At 51.6% G+C, this 16,753-nt stretch carries 19 protein-coding genes; 6 read left to right on the plus strand and 13 right to left on the minus strand.

The window, feature by feature from the left end; genetic code table 11:
- Positions 1-4: 4 nt before the first annotated feature.
- The 6 genes from NK662_RS00120 to NK662_RS00145 form a co-directional block, all read right to left on the minus strand.
- Complete coding sequence (locus NK662_RS00120; protein ID WP_279663039.1) at positions 5-427, minus strand: stage V sporulation protein AB; 423 nt, start codon at positions 425-427, stop codon at positions 5-7.
- Complete coding sequence (locus NK662_RS00125; protein WP_368736040.1) at positions 414-1,034, minus strand: stage V sporulation protein AA; 621 nt, start codon at positions 1,032-1,034, stop codon at positions 414-416. Before NK662_RS00125 ends, NK662_RS00120 begins: the two co-directional genes overlap by 14 nt.
- A gap of 326 nt (positions 1,035-1,360) precedes the next feature.
- Complete coding sequence (gene sigF / locus NK662_RS00130) at positions 1,361-2,119, minus strand: RNA polymerase sporulation sigma factor SigF (protein WP_254756134.1); 759 nt, start codon at positions 2,117-2,119, stop codon at positions 1,361-1,363.
- Between the two features lie 12 nt (positions 2,120-2,131).
- A complete protein-coding gene (gene spoIIAB, locus NK662_RS00135; RefSeq protein ID WP_254756136.1) occupies positions 2,132-2,572 on the minus strand; it encodes an anti-sigma F factor in 441 nt (146 codons plus the stop codon).
- The gene (gene spoIIAA, locus NK662_RS00140; RefSeq protein ID WP_254756138.1) at positions 2,573-2,923 is read right to left on the minus strand and encodes an anti-sigma F factor antagonist; all 351 of its coding nucleotides are present in this window, start codon (positions 2,921-2,923) and stop codon (positions 2,573-2,575) included. It abuts the gene before it with no gap.
- 372 nt (positions 2,924-3,295) lie between these two features.
- A complete protein-coding gene (locus tag NK662_RS00145) occupies positions 3,296-4,492 on the minus strand; it encodes a D-alanyl-D-alanine carboxypeptidase family protein (protein ID WP_254756140.1) in 1,197 nt (398 codons plus the stop codon).
- Positions 4,493-4,710: 218 nt separating this feature from the next.
- On the opposite strand from NK662_RS00145, the gene NK662_RS00150 reads away from it, so the two are divergent.
- From NK662_RS00150 to NK662_RS00165, 4 genes are read left to right on the plus strand one after another with little or no spacing between them, the layout of a single operon-like run.
- Positions 4,711-5,130: a GntR family transcriptional regulator gene (locus tag NK662_RS00150; protein ID WP_368736041.1), complete on the plus strand. Its 420-nt coding sequence runs from the start codon at positions 4,711-4,713 to the stop codon at positions 5,128-5,130.
- Positions 5,096-5,977 (plus strand): ABC transporter ATP-binding protein, encoded by an 882-nt coding sequence (locus NK662_RS00155; protein ID WP_254756142.1) that lies wholly within the window; start codon positions 5,096-5,098, stop codon positions 5,975-5,977. Before NK662_RS00150 ends, NK662_RS00155 begins: the two co-directional genes overlap by 35 nt.
- Positions 5,967-7,031, plus strand: coding sequence for an ABC transporter permease (locus tag NK662_RS00160; RefSeq protein ID WP_254756144.1), 1,065 nt, complete (start codon positions 5,967-5,969; stop codon positions 7,029-7,031). Before NK662_RS00155 ends, NK662_RS00160 begins: the two co-directional genes overlap by 11 nt.
- Before the next feature lie 18 nt (positions 7,032-7,049).
- Entirely contained in the window at positions 7,050-8,126 is a 1,077-nt protein-coding gene (locus tag NK662_RS00165; RefSeq protein ID WP_254756146.1) for a hypothetical protein, read from the plus strand.
- Between the two features lie 144 nt (positions 8,127-8,270).
- Here the strand turns inward: NK662_RS00165 and NK662_RS00170 are convergent, their stop codons facing one another.
- Both NK662_RS00170 and NK662_RS00175 read right to left on the minus strand, forming a co-directional pair.
- Entirely contained in the window at positions 8,271-8,690 is a 420-nt protein-coding gene (locus NK662_RS00170; RefSeq protein WP_254756148.1) for a MarR family winged helix-turn-helix transcriptional regulator, read from the minus strand.
- A 128-nt stretch (positions 8,691-8,818) separates the two neighbouring features.
- Positions 8,819-9,235 (minus strand): MarR family winged helix-turn-helix transcriptional regulator, encoded by a 417-nt coding sequence (locus tag NK662_RS00175; RefSeq protein WP_254756150.1) that lies wholly within the window; start codon positions 9,233-9,235, stop codon positions 8,819-8,821.
- Positions 9,236-9,361: 126 nt separating this feature from the next.
- Between NK662_RS00175 and NK662_RS00180 the strand changes: the two genes are divergently transcribed.
- Together NK662_RS00180 and NK662_RS00185 are read left to right on the plus strand one after the other, a co-directional pair.
- Positions 9,362-10,012: an SIMPL domain-containing protein gene (locus tag NK662_RS00180; RefSeq protein WP_254756152.1), complete on the plus strand. Its 651-nt coding sequence runs from the start codon at positions 9,362-9,364 to the stop codon at positions 10,010-10,012.
- 91 nt (positions 10,013-10,103) lie between these two features.
- Positions 10,104-11,393 carry an NCS2 family permease gene (locus NK662_RS00185; protein WP_254756154.1) on the plus strand — a complete coding sequence of 430 codons (1,290 nt, stop codon included), beginning with the start codon at positions 10,104-10,106 and terminating at the stop codon, positions 11,391-11,393.
- A 59-nt stretch (positions 11,394-11,452) separates the two neighbouring features.
- Here NK662_RS00185 and corA read toward each other — a convergent pair whose 3' ends face one another.
- The 5 genes from corA to NK662_RS00210 form a co-directional block, all read right to left on the minus strand.
- On the minus strand, positions 11,453-12,403 hold the full coding sequence (gene corA, locus NK662_RS00190) for a magnesium/cobalt transporter CorA (protein WP_254756156.1): 951 nt from the start codon (positions 12,401-12,403) through the stop codon (positions 11,453-11,455).
- A gap of 137 nt (positions 12,404-12,540) precedes the next feature.
- Complete coding sequence (locus tag NK662_RS00195) at positions 12,541-13,845, minus strand: pyrimidine-nucleoside phosphorylase (RefSeq protein WP_254756158.1); 1,305 nt, start codon at positions 13,843-13,845, stop codon at positions 12,541-12,543.
- Between the two features lie 17 nt (positions 13,846-13,862).
- Positions 13,863-14,678, minus strand: a complete 816-nt coding sequence (locus tag NK662_RS00200) for a purine-nucleoside phosphorylase (RefSeq protein WP_254756160.1) — start codon at positions 14,676-14,678, stop codon at positions 13,863-13,865.
- A 14-nt stretch (positions 14,679-14,692) separates the two neighbouring features.
- Complete coding sequence (gene deoB / locus NK662_RS00205) at positions 14,693-15,868, minus strand: phosphopentomutase (protein WP_368736042.1); 1,176 nt, start codon at positions 15,866-15,868, stop codon at positions 14,693-14,695.
- A 166-nt stretch (positions 15,869-16,034) separates the two neighbouring features.
- A complete protein-coding gene (locus NK662_RS00210) occupies positions 16,035-16,748 on the minus strand; it encodes an N-acetylmuramoyl-L-alanine amidase family protein (protein WP_254756162.1) in 714 nt (237 codons plus the stop codon).
- Positions 16,749-16,753 lie beyond the last annotated feature (5 nt).

Genomic DNA, 16,753 nt, shown 5'->3' on the forward strand with positions numbered 1-16,753 from the left:
CCTCCTATTTGATGAGAAAAATCCAATGAAACAAGGAGCCGACCACCTTGCCCAGCACAAGTGCCATAAGGAGGAATAGAATCTTCCCCTCCACGCCGACACGCTTTGCCAATATGGGCATCACATTTGTCACCTCGGTCAAAGCGGCGGCCAGCATGCCGACAAAAACTCCGCAGAACAAGCCAAGCGGGACAAGCCAATACATGGAGATATGCAGAGCTGTATCCCGCAGGCTCGCCCAGCCGCCGCACAGCGCCCCGGTTACAACTGCCCACTCATAGGCTTGGATGCGGTGCACGCTTTTGCTGAGCTGAGTCAAGCGCGGAATGATCCCCAGCACCGTCAAGAAAGCGACGAATCCGCCTCCTACCGCAATCCCCCCGGCAAACCCGACAATGATGACGCACACATATTCAATCATCTTCAAGCTGCTTCGTACTCTCCTTATTCTCATTTACAAGAACATACTGATCGAGGGATTGCTGATATTGGAAGACTTCAACCTCCAACGGGCTTGGCTCCTCGTTAATCCGCTTTTGAAACACGTGGTTAAAGAACAAAACCATGCCGAGGCCAAGGCCGAGCGAGTACGGAATTTGAAACAACAGCGGCTTGCGGTTGATCTCGCCTGTTATCATATAGTAGAGACGCTGATGCACCTGCTGCATGCTGACATCTTCATGAAAGTAAATGATGGCAAGACCGGAACCGATGAACAGAAGCAGCCAGATCACCGCGAAAAAGAAGACATTGACCTTTCGTTTTTCATAGATAATTTCCACGATTGTGGCGGCGGAACCAAACAGGTTTACCTCCAAATTGTTATCGTGCCGGCGGATCGCTTCAATCACCTTCATGGCATCCAGCACAACATGCGTCTTATCTTTCTCGGTAATCTGATATACAGGCAGCCGCTGCAGTACTGCAACCACCTCCTGCGGTCCGGTCATCTGCGCCACATCACCCAGCCGCAGCTTATAGTCAGGAGGCACTTGCAGCCGCTGTCTCATCTTGACGTATATGGTACGCTTCACTCCCATCACCCCTGTATGTGTAGTATGCTTGCCAGAAATTTTTCTCATACAACTTTTTTGCCCCGGCAATTTTATATTCTTATATAAGGATTTAATTTGTGAATATGCCATCATGCCGGAGTCTGCGGCCAACACAAAAGGCTGATGCGAAAAACACGGTCTGTGCCCCTCCCATCAGCCTTTTGTGCTGCGTGTCCCCCTTCTCTTGACCACAAATGAATTCATAACATTCAATAAATTCACCTTGTACTATATTCAAATTCTCTTCTCTTTGTTTAAGACTGTCGAATATGGAAAGGATAGTAAACAGAAAAAACCGAACTGGCTTATTCGCCAATCCGGTCCTTCATTTGCTGCAAAATCTTTTTTTCCAGACGTGAGACCTGCACTTGGGAAATGCCGAGCCGCTCGGCCACTTCAGATTGCGTCTGGTCCTTGTAGTAACGCAGATACACAATCAGCCTTTCCCGCTCATCCAGTTCACGGATGGCTTCCTTCAGCGCAATTTTGTCAAACCAGCGGGTTTCAGACTGGTCTGCAATCTGATCCAAAATAGTAATCGGATCCCCATCATTTTCATACACGGTTTCATGAATGGAGGACGGCGAACGGCTTGCTTCCTGTGCCATGACAACCTCTTCGGGCGACAGCCCAAGGGCTTCAGCCACCTCTGTGATCGTCGGAACGCGCCCCAGCGTCTTCGACAGCTCATCCTTCATCTTCCGGATTTTGTTCCCGGTTTCCTTCAAGGAACGGCTCACCTTTACCGTACCATCATCACGCAAAAACCTTTGAATCTCCCCAATAATCATGGGCACCGCATACGTGGAGAATTTGACATCGAAGGACAAGTCAAACTTATCCACTGATTTCAACAGCCCGATGCATCCAATCTGAAACAAGTCCTCCGGGTCGTAGCCGCGGTTGATAAACCGCTGCACCACGGACCAGACAAGGCGCATATTGTTCTGCACGATTGTATCGCGGGCGGCTTGGTCGCCTTCCTGGCTTCTGCGGATTAACTCCTTCAGCTCATGGTCTTTTAACTGTACTTTTCCGTTTTCTTGTTTTACCTCTATGTCCATAGGCGGATCTCCTTAATTGCATAGAGCGTTTGTCTTTGACAAATATTTTGCCAAGTGAATGGTCGTGCCATATGACGGCTCTGAAATGACTTCCACCTCATCCATGAAATTCTCCATAATTGTGAACCCCATACCAGAACGCTCTAACTCTGGTTTTGTTGTGAATAGCGGCTGGCGCGCTTCGTCCAAATCCGGGATGCCAATCCCCTCATCGCGGATAGTGAGGCGAACCAAGCCATCCTCCAAAATCACTGTAATGTACACAATGCCGGTCGGGTTGCTGTCATAGCCATGAATGATCGCATTCGTGACTGCCTCGGAAACAACCGTTTTAATTTCTGTCAGCTCCTCCAGCGTCGGGTCCAGCTGTGCAATGAAAGACGCAACAGTAACACGGGCAAAGGATTCATTTTGGCTGAGGGCCGAGAATTGCAGCTGCATCTCGTTTCTCATCTACGCCACCCCCAGTGTATCCAGCGCATGCTGCTCGCTGTCTTCCAGCCGGATGATTTTGAACAGCCCTGACATTTCAAACAATCGCTTGACTGCCGGCGAAATGGCGCATACAACCATTTCTCCGCCCAAGCTCTTAATATGCTTGTACCGCCCGAGAATGACACCAAGCCCGGAGCTGTCCATAAAGCTTAAATGCTCCAAATTCAAAATGATATGATGAAGCTGGTTCTTCTCCAGTACATCTGTTACCTTTGTGCGCAATTCTTCGGCTGTATGGTGGTCAAGCTCTCCTTCGAGCCGGATGCACAGCACATCGCGCTTTACTTCCAAATTGATTGAAAGACTCACTGTTTCCTTCCTCCTTGTCAAGGGATTCGTGCGCATTCGCGCGGAAAGTTATAAGAAGTCTTTCGCTGTCGCTTTTTTGGATTCCTTCTCCCTGACAAAACAAGTGCGGATACCCGAAAAGCCGACACGGCTCGCTTTTCTTGATGTCCAGCTACGGGGACTGGCTTACTGTCAGGGAGAACCCGTCACCATAAAAGGCAAACTGCGCCTTTTAGGTGCCAGAACCTCCCTTCTGTAAGCCGGGCGAGTCCCCTTCGCTTTTCTTGATGTCCAGCTGCGGGGACTGGCTTACTGTCAGGGAGAATGAGCCGGCTCCGCTTTTAAATGGTAAAGCGGCAGACAATGAGATTGCCGCCGTACCTGTACTGCTTGTTATTTAGATTTGGAGAAAACGCCAAAGCTCTGCTTGAACAGCTCCCAAAGCGTTGCCTTCTTGACATCCTGGCTGGCAACAAGCGTCTGCTTGGCCACAACCTTGCCGTCATTCTTGACCACGAGTGTGCCCAGCGCATCGCCTTTTTGAATCGGCGCTTTTACTTTTTCGTCTTTTATAATTTCTTTTGTAATGTTTTTGGCTGTTTCACCGCGCTTCAGCAGGAGTGATACGTTGCCCGATGCAATGAGGCCGACCTCCTTCTGCTTGCCGCGGCTTACCTTAATGGAGGCAATCTGCTGATCCTTCTGATACAGCTGCTTTGTTGCATATTGGCTGAAGGCGTAGTCGAGCAGCTTTGTCATCTGTGCATTGCGGTCTTTGGAGGTTGGGGCTCCCATGATCACGCCAACGACACGCATCCCGTTCTTTTGCGCAGATGCGGTTAAACAGTAACGGGCTTCCGTCGTAAAGCCGGTCTTTACCCCGTCCACACCCGGATAGAAGCGGACGAGCTTGTTCGTGTTGACAAGCCAGAATTTCTTTTCCGTATTCTCGCGCAGATAATCCTCATACTTGCCTGTGTACTTGCGGATGAGCGGATACTTCATCAGCTCTCTCCCCATCACAGCCATATCATAGGCAGTTGAGTAGTGATCCGGCGCCGGCAGCCCGGTCGGATTCTTGAAGTTGGTGTTCTTCAGACCAAGGTCCTTGGCTTTGTCATTCATCATTTGCACAAAGCCTTCCATTGAGCCGGCAATATGCTCTGCCATGGCTACAGAAGCGTCATTTCCGGAAGCGATGGCAATGCCCTTCAGCATTTCATCCACCGTCATCTCTTCTCCCGGCTCCAGAAAAATTTGCGACCCGCCCATGGAAGCGGCGAATTCGCTGGCGCGCACCTTGTCAGTCAGCTTCAGCTTGCCTTTTTCGACTTGCTCCATAATAAGCAGCATCGTCATGATTTTTGTCATGCTGGCCGGCGGCAGCTTTTCATTGCTGTTTTTATCAAAAAGCACTGTGCCTGTGTCCTGCTCCAGCAAAACAGCGGAGGAAGCAGTATCGACAAGGTTGGGCTGTGCCGTTTGTGCTTGTCCTGCCTGTTGCGGCGGGTTCGTCTCGGATTGGGCGTACGCGGCCGGAACAGCAGAGAGCAAAACGAAACAAACTAGTACTCCGATGAATCGTTTCATATTCACACCCTCCATTCAGTATCACACCTATTTTTTCCAGCATTCAGCTTTTTATACCATAATCTTCTATTTGCTCTCTCTATTTCCCATCAAACATGGGAGCTCTGCCGCCTGTCTTTTTCCCGCAAAAGACTTGACATAAAATGGAGGGGTTGGTAGTGTATGAACTGTACTATATTGAATAATACACTTCATTCACTCGAAGGGGGGTCGTATTTGTGCTGATTCAGCTCAATCCGAAAAGTCATGCGCCGATTTGGGAACAGATTGTCGCGGGGATGAAAGAACTTGTACTGGTGGAAGCGCTGGCTCCGGGAGATAAGCTGCCTTCTGTACGGGAGCTGGCTTCCTCGCTTCTGGTCAATCCCAATACAGTCAGCAAGGCTTATCAGGAACTGGAACGGCAAGGGGTCATTGAAACACTGCGAGGCAAGGGCACCTTCGTGGCTGCGGCCATCGTCCCCCGTCAGGATGAGCAAAAGGTGCAGCGGCTGGAGCAGCAGCTGAAGCAGCTCCTGCTGGAGGCAACCTATCTTGGCATCTCCAAGGAGCGCATGCTGGCATGGGTAGAGGAACATTTCAGACAATTGGGAGGGATTTCTGTTGCTGCGAGTGGAACAGATGACAAAAAAGATTGATGGACGGGAAGTGCTGTCCCAGATTTCGTTCTCTTTGGAAAAAGGAAGCATCGCAGCATTGCTTGGACGCAACGGCGCCGGTAAAACTACACTGCTTCGCACCATGGTCGGCATCCTGAATCCGGACAGCGGCAGCGTTACATATGATGGCACAGATGTCCACCGCGATCCTTCCGTGAAACAAAAGGTCGCTTACGTTGCTGACTCTACACATTTCTTAAACAGCTATACCGTAGCGGAAATTGTCCGCTTTTACGCTTCTGTGTACGAGGGATTTGACAAGGAGTATTTCTACGCGCTGCTGGAGCGCTTTCAGCTGCCGGAACGCCGGATCCGCCACTATTCCAAAGGCATGAAGGCATTGTTCGGTATTATTCTTGCATTTGCTACAAAGGCAGATTACATCATTCTCGATGAGCCGACAAATGGGCTGGACCCGATTATGAAACGGCAAATGCTGCAATTTCTGGTGGAAGAAATGACAGACCGCGAGACCGCCGTGCTCATTTCGACTCACCACTTGGACGAAGTCGAGAAAATTGCCGATACAATCATCATGCTGCAGGACAATCGCATTGCGTCCGTCACTTCGCTTGATGAGACCAAGCTGCACTATACCAAAATACAGGTGGCCTTTGCTCAATCTCTGCCGCAAAAGCTGGAGCATCTGTCTAATGTGACGCTGCTTGAGAAAACCGGAAAAGTGCACACCTTCCTCATCCGCGGCAATGTCAACGCCACGGTGCAGAAATTCGCGAAGGAGCAGCCGCTGTTGCTTGAGGAAATTCCAATGTCATTGGAGGATATTTTCGTAACGGAGCTCGGAGGGGACAGCCATGTTTCATAAAGCACTGTGGGCCTACAACTGGAAGCACAGCAAATGGCCGGCGCTGCTTCTGCTGCTCATTCATCTCTATTATCTGCCGTATGACCTGTTCACCAGGGCGCAGCAACAGGGGAAACAGCTGTTGGACCGCCTGCAGACAGGCGACTATTACTACGATTTCTATTTTTACGGCAGCATGCATCTTTTGATTCAAATGGCTGCCATCGCCCTGCTTGCTTGCTCCCTGCTCGGCTGGGAACGTACCATGCGCCGGACAGATGCCCTGTTCTCGCTGCCGATGCCGCGCAAGCATATCTTTTGGTCGAAGTGGCTGTTTGGCATGACAGCTGTTGCCGCCTGCCTTCTCGTCTCTTGGGCATCTATGTGGCTGGTGCTGACAACAACGATTCATGCGCAGTATCAAAGCTTTGCGCCGTATCACACTTACTTTCTCTACTGTTTTATCGTACTGAGCGCGGTCTTCACGCTGTTCATGCTCGCCGGCGCTCTTACGGGAGGGCTGCTGGCACAAGGGCTGCTCGGCATGCTGTTTGTCAGCCTGCCCAGCCTGCTCATGGCCCTTATAACGAGTGTGATGCAGGTGCATATGAGCAATGGCGAACAAATGTGGAAGCTGGTTCATCCATGGCAGAAAGCTGCTGATATCATGTCAGTAAGTGCACCGCTGCAAGAGTTTGCGATACAATACAATCTGGCTGTCGGACATACCCTCTTCGACACGTCGATGGCACCAGTGCAGATTGATATTCCTTCTCCCTGGCTCTTGAGTGTCCCCCTCCTGTACAGCACGGTATGCGCGCTTTTGGCAGCCCGGCTTTACGAGCGTTCCCGGCAGGAGTACAGTGCCGAAGCTTTGCTGTTTCCACGGCTCCGCCCGCTCGTTCTTGTGCTGGCATTTCTCTGTTGCGGCCTGTTCGGGGGCACTGTCAGCGGCCTCGGCTCCATGGCTTCCGCTCTGTCCTTTTATATCGGCTTCACGCTTTTTGGCATGGCCGGAGCCTTATGCGCAGCACGCCTGCTGCACTGGCGCTTTCCCCGCGCCGCCAAGCAATAACCGTCGGAGGTGGTACCTATGTTTTCCCGCACATTATGGCAGCAGCATTTCAAGCAGACAAAGTGGATTCTCATTGCGCTTTGGCTGATGACCCTGTTTCTGCTTCCTTATGAGTATTATAATGCGGCATTGTCCACGGAGTGGCAGCGCCTGCAAAGCGGAGAGTCCTACAGCTATAGTTACTATTGGGAGCCGTCCGGTGCCATCTTGCTGCAAATAGCCGCAGTGGTTGCGCTTGCCTGCGCTCTCATCGGCTGGGCGCGCGCCAATCAGATGATGGATATCCTATGGTCCATGCCCTTTTCCCGCCGGAGCATCTTTTTGTCGCAATGGGCATTTGGCATCAGCCATCTGTTGCTCCTGCATGCTGTGAGTTGGGGGTTTATGTTTCTAGTTAAGAAAACAACCATCCACGATTTATATCAGGATTTTACCGTCTGGAGCATCTATTTCTTCCTTTCCTTTGCTGCCCTGAGCGCTGTATTCAGCCTGACTTTATTCGTCGGCACGATGACCGGCAACATTGTATCACAGGCGGTGCTGAGCTTGATTCTGCTCCTTCTGCCGCTTGGGCTGTTTTCATTGGGGAATTATATGTATCGGCTGCATATTCCTGAGCAACAGCCGCAGTATTATGCGCAAATGGAACCAATTCAAAAGGCGGCTGTCGCCCTGTCGCCGGCTGCGCCGTTTATGGACCTCTCCATTTCCTACAATCTGGATCCAAAAGGCCGTGCACCGGAGCAGCCGGGCGAGCAGTGGGTTTCCTGTGGGGCACTCCTTATGCCGTACCCGGTTTGGTCGCTGCTTGTTTCGCCTGTATACATCCTGCTCAGTGTTCTCATTGGCATGAGATTATACGAACGTTCGCCAAACGAGAATAACGGCAAAATTCTGCTGTACCCGCTTTTGGCAAAGCTGTGTTTGATTTGTGCCGCTGTCTGCTGCGGTCTTGTCGGCGGCGCCATGGCGACGGGCAGACTGATTGCACCGGCACCGCTGCTCTTTTACGCTATATCGTTCATCGCCGGCTGCATGTCCTACTGGCTGCTGAAGCGGCTTATGCGGCTGCGGCTTGCCTGGCCGGGGAGATAACAAAAAAAGCTCTCCTGATCGGAGGGCTTCTCTTCGTTTCCAGTCGCCTTATTCCTCTTTTGTCTGAAAACCGTATCCTTGTGGAGAAAGGGAGCGGCTCCTATACCAAATTGCTTAAACGCAAAAAAGAGGGGACCCCCTCTTCTACAATACGCGTTCAAATAGTTCAATGACGTACTTGATTTCCTCGTTGCTCCAATCCGCAAACTTTTCGCCATAATAGTTTTTGCGCATTTCCTCCAGCTTCTCTGCAACGTCCCGCCCTGTTTCCGTAATTTCCAGATAGACAATCCGGCGGTCTGAGTCAGAGCGCTGTCGTGTTACAAAGCCTTTGCGGACAAGACGGTCTGTTACCGCTGTGATGTGACTCGATGTAACATTTACCTCACTGGCAATCTGGGAAGCCATTTGTGGGCTTTTGGCGTAAAGCGCCCGCAGCACAGAGAACTCGTTCCAAGGCATGTACTCGGAAAACAGCTCGTTGACATCGTGCTGCACCGTGCGCAGCAGCGTTCTGAGGGAATTCGATAAATTTAAAATAAATGCTTCGCGTTCGTCTCTCACTGTTCTCGACCCTTTTTCATAGATTATTTTCCTTATTATAATGGATGTTTCAGGTCCTTGTATACAGTCTCTTCTGACTTTCCATCCGCCATGTGATATATATTTACAAATTCTTCACATTATTTTGCCTAAAACAAGCGGTTCAACAGCCCCAACAGCATAACCAGTTCCGCTGTCGTATAGATCTGATACTTATTACGGATGTAATCTGCCCGCTTTGCTTCCAATATATCCGATACCTCTTTTCCCTTTTCCGTAGCCTCCATGAACACAAGGCGCCTGTCTTTGTTTGACCGATAGCGCTTCACGTACTCTCCCTTCACGAGCATGTCTCCGACAGCTGTAATATGGCTTGGTGATACCCGCAATTCACAGGCAAGCTCTGTGGCTGTCTGTGGACCTCTCTGATGCAGCATACGCAGCACCTCAAATTCGTTCCAGGCCATATAACTGCGGAAAGCTTCATTCACTTCCTCCTGCAGCATCCGGCCAATTTTGCGGAATCGCAAACCAATCTGTCCAATCAGCACATCACGGTCCTCCATGCCCTCACTCCCTGCATGTTTTTAATTTACATTATTCTGATAAAGCGGAATTGATGAATTCAATGTGAAAATTTCCTCCATACCGCTCATATACATAAAAGCATGAACAGAAAGGAAGTGAGACGGATGCAATTTGGTTTGAATCCGCTTCAAGCATACAGCAGCACAGCAAGACCCGCGAATATAAATGTACAAGGAGAAGGCACCGCAACTGCCAAGCCTGATTTGGTTTCTCTGACAATTGGCGTACAGACTGAAAACCTGGATGTGAAAGCGGCACAAAGTGAAAATGCCCGCCTTTCCAACGCCTTGCTCACAGCGCTGCGGACACTCGGGATTCCGGATCAGGACATTCAGACACTTTCTTATACCATTAACCCTGAATATGACTACAAGGACGGGGCAGGTACCCTGCAAGGCTACCGCGTGGAGCACCTGTTTGAAATTCGAGTTGCCAACGTGCAGCGGGCCGGTGAGGTGTATGCCGCCGCCGTGCAGGCAGGAGCGAATGTGGCCCGCGGCCTTTCCTTCCGTGTTTCGGATCCATCTGTCGCCTACGAGCAAGCCTTGACAAGGGCTGTCAACAATGCCCGGACAAAAGCAAGAACCATTGCAGGAACGCTCGGTGTAAAGATTAATGCCATCCCTGTATCCGTAACGGAGGTACAGACGAATGCACAGCGGGCCGTATATGCCATGCAGGCAGATGCCCCGCCGATCCAGCCCGGCGAGCTGAACGTTACGGTTATTGTAGAGGCTTCTTTTTCCTATGTATAAAGGAAGATTTCTGGTATAATAGAGAATTGATGAGCCCTTCTTGAGGGTGTCATGGGCGGGAGAGGGACTGCACATTAAAGCAGGTTATCGTATGAAAGGATTGTTTGAAGCATTATTTCGGCTTACAGCCCACCAAACAACAGTGCGGCAGGAGCTTACGGCCGGCTTGACTGCATTCTTCACCATTGTGTATATCATTGCTGTCAACGCCGCCATTTTGGCAGACGCGGGCATTCCGCTTGAGAGTGGGATTTTGGCAACTGTATTCAGTTCGGCTGCCGGCTGCCTCCTCATGGCGTTTCGGGCCAATGCCCCCATTATTCTTGTACCCGGCATGGGTGTGAACGCCTTCTTTACGTATACGATTGTCCATTCGTTCGGCCTCAGTTGGCAGGAAGCCTTGGCAGTCGTATTTCTATCGGGCATCCTGTTTGCCATCACCGCTTTCACGCGGTTGGCCGGCATTCTGTCCCAGACGATTCCACAGTCGCTGAAGGAGGCTATCACGGTCGGAATCGGCCTGTTGCTGGCGTTTATCGGCCTGCAAAAGGGCGGACTTGTAGTGGCGAATGCCACCACGGGTGTGGCGCTCGGCAGCCTGCGCGATCCGCATGTGCTTGCCACACTGCTGACGCTTGTGCTTGCCGTCATCTTGTTCAGCCGCGGCGTGAAGGGCAGCTTCCTTTGGACGATTGCCGCAGGAACAGCCATTGCGTGGTCATTCGGCCTTGTCAAAGCAGAGAGCGGGCAGGCTGCATCGTTTCAGCTGGCGGACTATGGACATGTGTTCGGGAGCTTGTCCTTTTCCGGTCTGACGTCCGTCACGTTTTGGATTGCCGTATTTTCCTTGAGCATGGTGCTCATTTTTGAAAATATGGGTCTGCTGCACGGGATGCTGGAGAAGCCGGAGAAGTTTCCGCGCGCATTCCAATCGAATGCCATCAGCGTGCTGACGTGCGGCTTGTTTGGAACGAGCCCGACTGTTTCCACGGTGGAGAGCGCCGCAGGGATTGCAGCTGGCGGCAAAACCGGGCTCACGGCGCTTACAGCGGGACTGCTCTTCTTTACATCGCTGTTTTTCCTGCCGTTTGTCAAGCTCATTCCAAACAGCGCCATTGCGCCGATTCTTATCATCATCGGGGGCTTAATGATCGTGCATATTCAACGGATTCCACTGCACGATTTCTCAGAAGGCTTCCCTGCCTTCTTGGTGATTGTGATGATTCCGTTGACCTACAGCATCGCAGACGGAATTGCTTTTGGTTTTATGGCTTATCCGATTCTGAAGCTGGCACTCGGCAAACAGCGAGAGGTTGCCAAGCCCATTTATATGATTGCCGGACTGTTTTTCCTTACCTTTGTGCTGCACGCACTCAGCTAAGACATAGGCTGCGGAACAAGGCGGACTCTCTGCGGGTCCGCCTTGTTTGCGCCTGTATCCTACTTAAACCATCCCTTCGCATGGAACCACAGCATCATGGAGATGAAAATGCCTGCCATCATAGCCAGACAGATATAGTAGCCGTAGTCCCAGTAGAGCTCCGGCATATGCCGGAAATTCATGCCATATACACCTGCAATGAAGGTCAGCGGCATGAAGATGGTGGAGAATACCGTCAGTGTTTTCATGATGCTGTTCATATAGTTGGAGTTCAGCGAGAAGTAGCTGTCACGGATATCCGCCGTCAGCTCGCGGCTTGCTTCAATCATCTCGGTCAGCTTCAGCAAGTGGTCATGGATGTCCTTGAAGTATATTTCGTGGTCGCTGGCACCGTAGAAACGCTCCGAATTTAAGATCCGATACAGCAAATCCCGCATCGGAATAATGGTTCGCCGCATTTTGGACAAATCGGCCCGTATATCAAACACTTCCTCTAAAACCTCACTGGCGGAATCCCTCGTTAAGCTGTCGTCCATTTCATTCAGCCGGTCCTCAATATGGTACATGGGCGGGAAATAATTATCCACGAGCTGATCAATAATGAAATGAGTCAGATGAAGCGGACTCTGCCGCACCCGCTGCCGCTCCGGCAGCTTCTCCCAAGTGCGCTGCAACGCCTTGTCATTATGAAAATGAAACGAAACAAGAAAGTTTTCCCCAATAAACAAATCAATTTCCCCAGGCTCCATATCCTCGCGTGAAATAGCATGCACAACAAGAAAATGATAGCCATCATAGAAATCCAGCTTGGGACGCTGCACATATTCCAGACAATCTTCCACTGCGAGCGGATGGAAACGGAAATGCTCCTTCAAAATAAATGTGTACTCTTCCTCTGTCGGTTCATTCAGGTCAATCCAATACCATGCAATTTGATCACTTTGAATTTCTTCAATGGAAAGACCGTACCGCACATCACCTTGCTTTGTTATCGCGCAAATGCGCATCATCCGGCATCACCCTGTCTTAGTATGAGCGGTGCCGGGATACCATAATCCTTTTTTTCAGCTGATGACAGCGGCAGGCTTTCATCAGCAGCATACAAAAAAACCGGTCCATAAGGTTTCCCTCACGGACCGGCTCTTGCTTACCTTGTGACTGTATCATGAATGAGCACAGGCGCTTCCACCGGCTGTGCCGAAATGGTGATGCTGTTGTAAATTTTCTGCTTCACCTCTTCGATGTCCCGGCTGTTCGCATGGATGGTGACAAGCGGCTCGCCCCGGCGCACCTGATCTCCCACCTTTTTGCAAAGCATCAGGCCCACTGCCAAATCAATTTCCGATTCCTTCGTGGCGCGTCCCGCACCAAGCAGCATGGCAGCTGTGCCGATTTCATCCGCCACAATTTCGGCTACATATCCGTCAGCCTGCGCTGGCAGGTCAACGACGTATGTTGCTTGCGGCAGCTTGGACGGGTCATCCACAACAGAGGTATCGCCGCCCTGTGCCAAGAGGAATGTCTTGAAGGCTTCCAGTGCTTTGCCGTTTTGCATGACTTCAAGCAGCTTCGCCCGTGCGGCCTCCAAGGAAGAGGCTTTGCCTGCCAAATACACCATCTGGCTGCCGAGCGTTAAGCATAGGTCCTCCAGATCCTTTGGTCCCTTGCCCTGCAGCGTATCAATCGCTTCCTTCACTTCCAAAGCATTGCCGATGGCCAGGCCAAGCGGCTGGCTCATGTCGGAAATGACAGCCATCGTCTTTCGGCCGACATTGTTGCCGATGCGCACCATCGCTTCGGCCAGATTTCGCGCCTCCTCAGCCGTTTTCATAAAAGCGCCTGCTCCTGTCTTGACATCCAGTACGATGGCATCCGCGCCTGCAGCAATCTTTTTGCTCATGATGGAGCTGGCAATCAGCGGAATGGAGTTGACGGTCGCCGTTACATCACGCAGGGCGTACAGCTTCTTGTCCGCCGGCGTCAGGTTGCCGCTTTGGCCGATAACCGCAATCTTATTTTCATTTACAAGACGGATGAACTCCTCGTTCTCAAGCTCCACATGAAAACCCGGCACAGCCTCAAGCTTGTCAATGGTACCGCCGGTATGGCCGAGGCCGCGCCCGGACATTTTGGCAACCGGCACGCCAAGCGCCGCCACAAGCGGGCCGAGCACGAGTGTTGTTGTATCCCCCACGCCTCCGGTGGAATGCTTGTCAACCTTTATTCCTTCCACCGCAGACAGATCAATGGTATCGCCGCTATGCACCATCGCCATCGTCAAATCCGCCCGCTCCCGGTCAGTCATATCGCGGAAGAAGACAGCCATTGCAAAAGCGCTCATTTGATAATCAGGAACTGTCCCGTTTGTATAGCCTTGAATTGCAAACTGAATTTCCTCCGTTGTCAGCTCATGTCCATCGCGTTTTTTCGCAATAATGTCCACCATTCTCATCCGGCGTCACCCCATCCTCACTTCATTTGTCTGACAATTTCTTTTACAAGCGCCAGGAAGTTTGCTTTTACCCGTTCAGTCGTCTCAATCACTTCCTCATGATTCAGCGGCTGATCCAAGATGCCCGCTGCCATGTTGGAGATACAGGAAATGCCGAGCACCTTCAATCCGGCATGGCGCGCCACAATGACCTCAGGCACTGTTGACATGCCGACCGCATCGCCGCCAAGCGTGCGAAGCATGCGGATTTCCGCGGGTGTTTCGTATGTAGGACCGGACATGCCAACGTATACGCCCTCCTGCACAGAAATGCCAAGACCATCAGCTGCTCCCTTTGCCAGCTGGCGGAGCTCTCTCGAATAGGCTTCGGACATGTCCGGGAAGCGGACGCCAAGCGCCCCATCATTTGGCCCGATCAACGGATTATTGCCGATGAAATTCAGATGATCTGAAATCAACATGAGGTCTCCAGGCTCAAAGGACGTATTCACGCCCCCGGCTGCATTTGTCACTACCACCGTTTCCACGCCCAATTCCTTCATCACGCGCACCGGGAACGTCACCTTCTGCATATCATAGCCTTCATAGTAATGGAAGCGGCCCTGCATGGCCACTACCGTGACGCCCTGCAGCGTACCGAATACAAGCTGGCCGGCGTGGCCTTCTACTGTAGATACAGGGAAGTTCGGAATGCTTTCGTACGGAACGCGGACTGCACCTTCAATTTCATCGGCAAGCACACCAAGGCCGGAGCCGAGGATCAAACCAATTTTCGGCGCTTCGCCGAATTGCTGCTTCAGGTAGGAAGCGGATGCTTCAATGTGTTGCTTCATATACTCTTCTCTCCTTATATTAAGTCCTGTAAAAAGCTTGTGCCGTGCTTTGGCATCGCTACACCGAAGTTTTCGGCAATGGTAGCGCCGATATCAGCAAAAATCTGGCGGAGCGGCAGCTCCTGGCCACTCTTCAGCCCCGGGCTGTATGCCAACAGCGGCACATATTCACGCGTATGATCTGTGCCATGATGCACCGGATCATTGCCATGGTCCGCCGTAATCAACAGGAGGTCATCCTCCTTCAGCAGCTCCAGCACTTCAGGCAGGCGGGCATCATATTCCTGCAGCGCCTCCCCATAGCCCTGCGGGTCGCGGCGGTGGCCGAACAAAGCGTCAAAGTCCACCAGGTTGAGGAAGCTGAGACCCGTGAAGTCCATCTTCAAGGTATCTATCAGCTTATCCATGCCGTCCATATTGGACTTTGTCCGGAGCGACTTCGTGACTCCCTCACCATCATAAATATCAGCAATTTTTCCGATGGAAATGACATCGTAGCCGCCATCCTGCAGTTCATTCATCACGGTGCGGCCAAATGGCTTCAGGGCATAGTCGTGGCGGTTCGGCGTGCGCTTGAACGCCCCCGGCCGGCCCACGAACGGACGGGCAATAATGCGGCCGATCATGTACGGCTCATCCAATGTCATTTCACGGGCAATCTCACAAATGTTATAGAGCTCCTCAAGCGGCACAACCTCTTCATGAGCCGCAATCTGCAGCACACTGTCAGCGGATGTGTAGACAATGAGCGCTCCCGTCTTCATATGCTCCTCGCCAAGCTCATCCAAGATCTCTGTGCCGGATGCCGGCTTGTTGCCGATGATTTTGCGGCCTGTCTTCGCCTCCAGTTCATCCAGCAGCGCCTTCGGGAATCCTTCCGGAAACACACGGAACGGCTTGTCGATATGCAGGCCCATGATTTCCCAGTGCCCGGTCATCGTATCCTTCCCTGCAGACTGCTCCTGCATCTTTGTGTAGCATGCCATCGGCTGCGCCGCCGGCTCTACTCCTTTTATGTATGCGATGTTTCCAAGGCCCAGCTTCGCCATGTTGGGCATATGCAACCCATTCATATGCTCGGCAATATGGCCCAGTGTGTTGGCGCCTTTGTCGTCATATTTTTCGGCATCCGGCGCTTCTCCAATGCCGACGGAATCCATGACCACGAGAAAAATGCGTTTATATTTCACAAGAGATTCCTCCTATACAGACATACTGCTCCTAGTATACGCGAAATACTGGAAAATGCTTCACATACCCCTAAGTCAGATGTCAGACATCATATACGTATATCATATCATGTTTCCGCTTTCTTGATAAGAATAAGATTTGTATTCTTCTGTCCGGCTGGGCGCCCTATTCGGGCTGCCCAACCGGACGAAACGCTTGAATACCCAAGGCAATGCCCTCCGCGATTTTACGCTGGCCTTCCCGGTCTGCCATCAGCTTCGCATCCTGTGGATTCGTAATGTACCCGATTTCAATCAAAGTGCTGGGCACAATGGAATCACGCAGCACCTTGAAGTTGCCGAATTTCGTAAACCGGAGCGGAATGCCTGATGCTTCGGACACAGCTGCTCCGATGGCTTCCGCCGCCTCTTTATCCCGAAACGGAGTAAAATAGAACGCCTCCATGCCGCGCACCCCTGCATCCCCCGGAAAAGCATTGGCATGGATACTGACAAACAGATCGGCATCCTGCTTGCGCGCAACGGCCGGACGGCAGCCCAAGTCCTTCACATACCCTTCCTCGCTGCAGGCGCTGTTTCCCTCCCGCGTCATATACACACGATATCCCTTTTGCTCCAAAATCTCTCTCGTCTGCTTCGCAACCTCGAACACAATATCCTTCTCCAGCAGGCCTCCCTGCGCAAATCCCGGGTAGGCCCCTCCATGGCCCGGATCCAATACAATCACCGTCTCCTGCCGCTCCTGCAGCCGGTGCCAGATGAACCAGCCCGCCCACAGCAAAAGAACACTGCCCGCCAACAGAGCAGTGCTGTACATCCATTTCTTCATATCCACCAGAACCTCGCCATGCCATTTTCTATACAGTTTCGCAATGAACATGCAAA

Origin of the sequence: Ectobacillus ponti, assembly GCF_024294785.1 — a bacterium.
GTDB lineage: Bacteria > Bacillota > Bacilli > Bacillales > Bacillaceae_G > Ectobacillus > Ectobacillus ponti.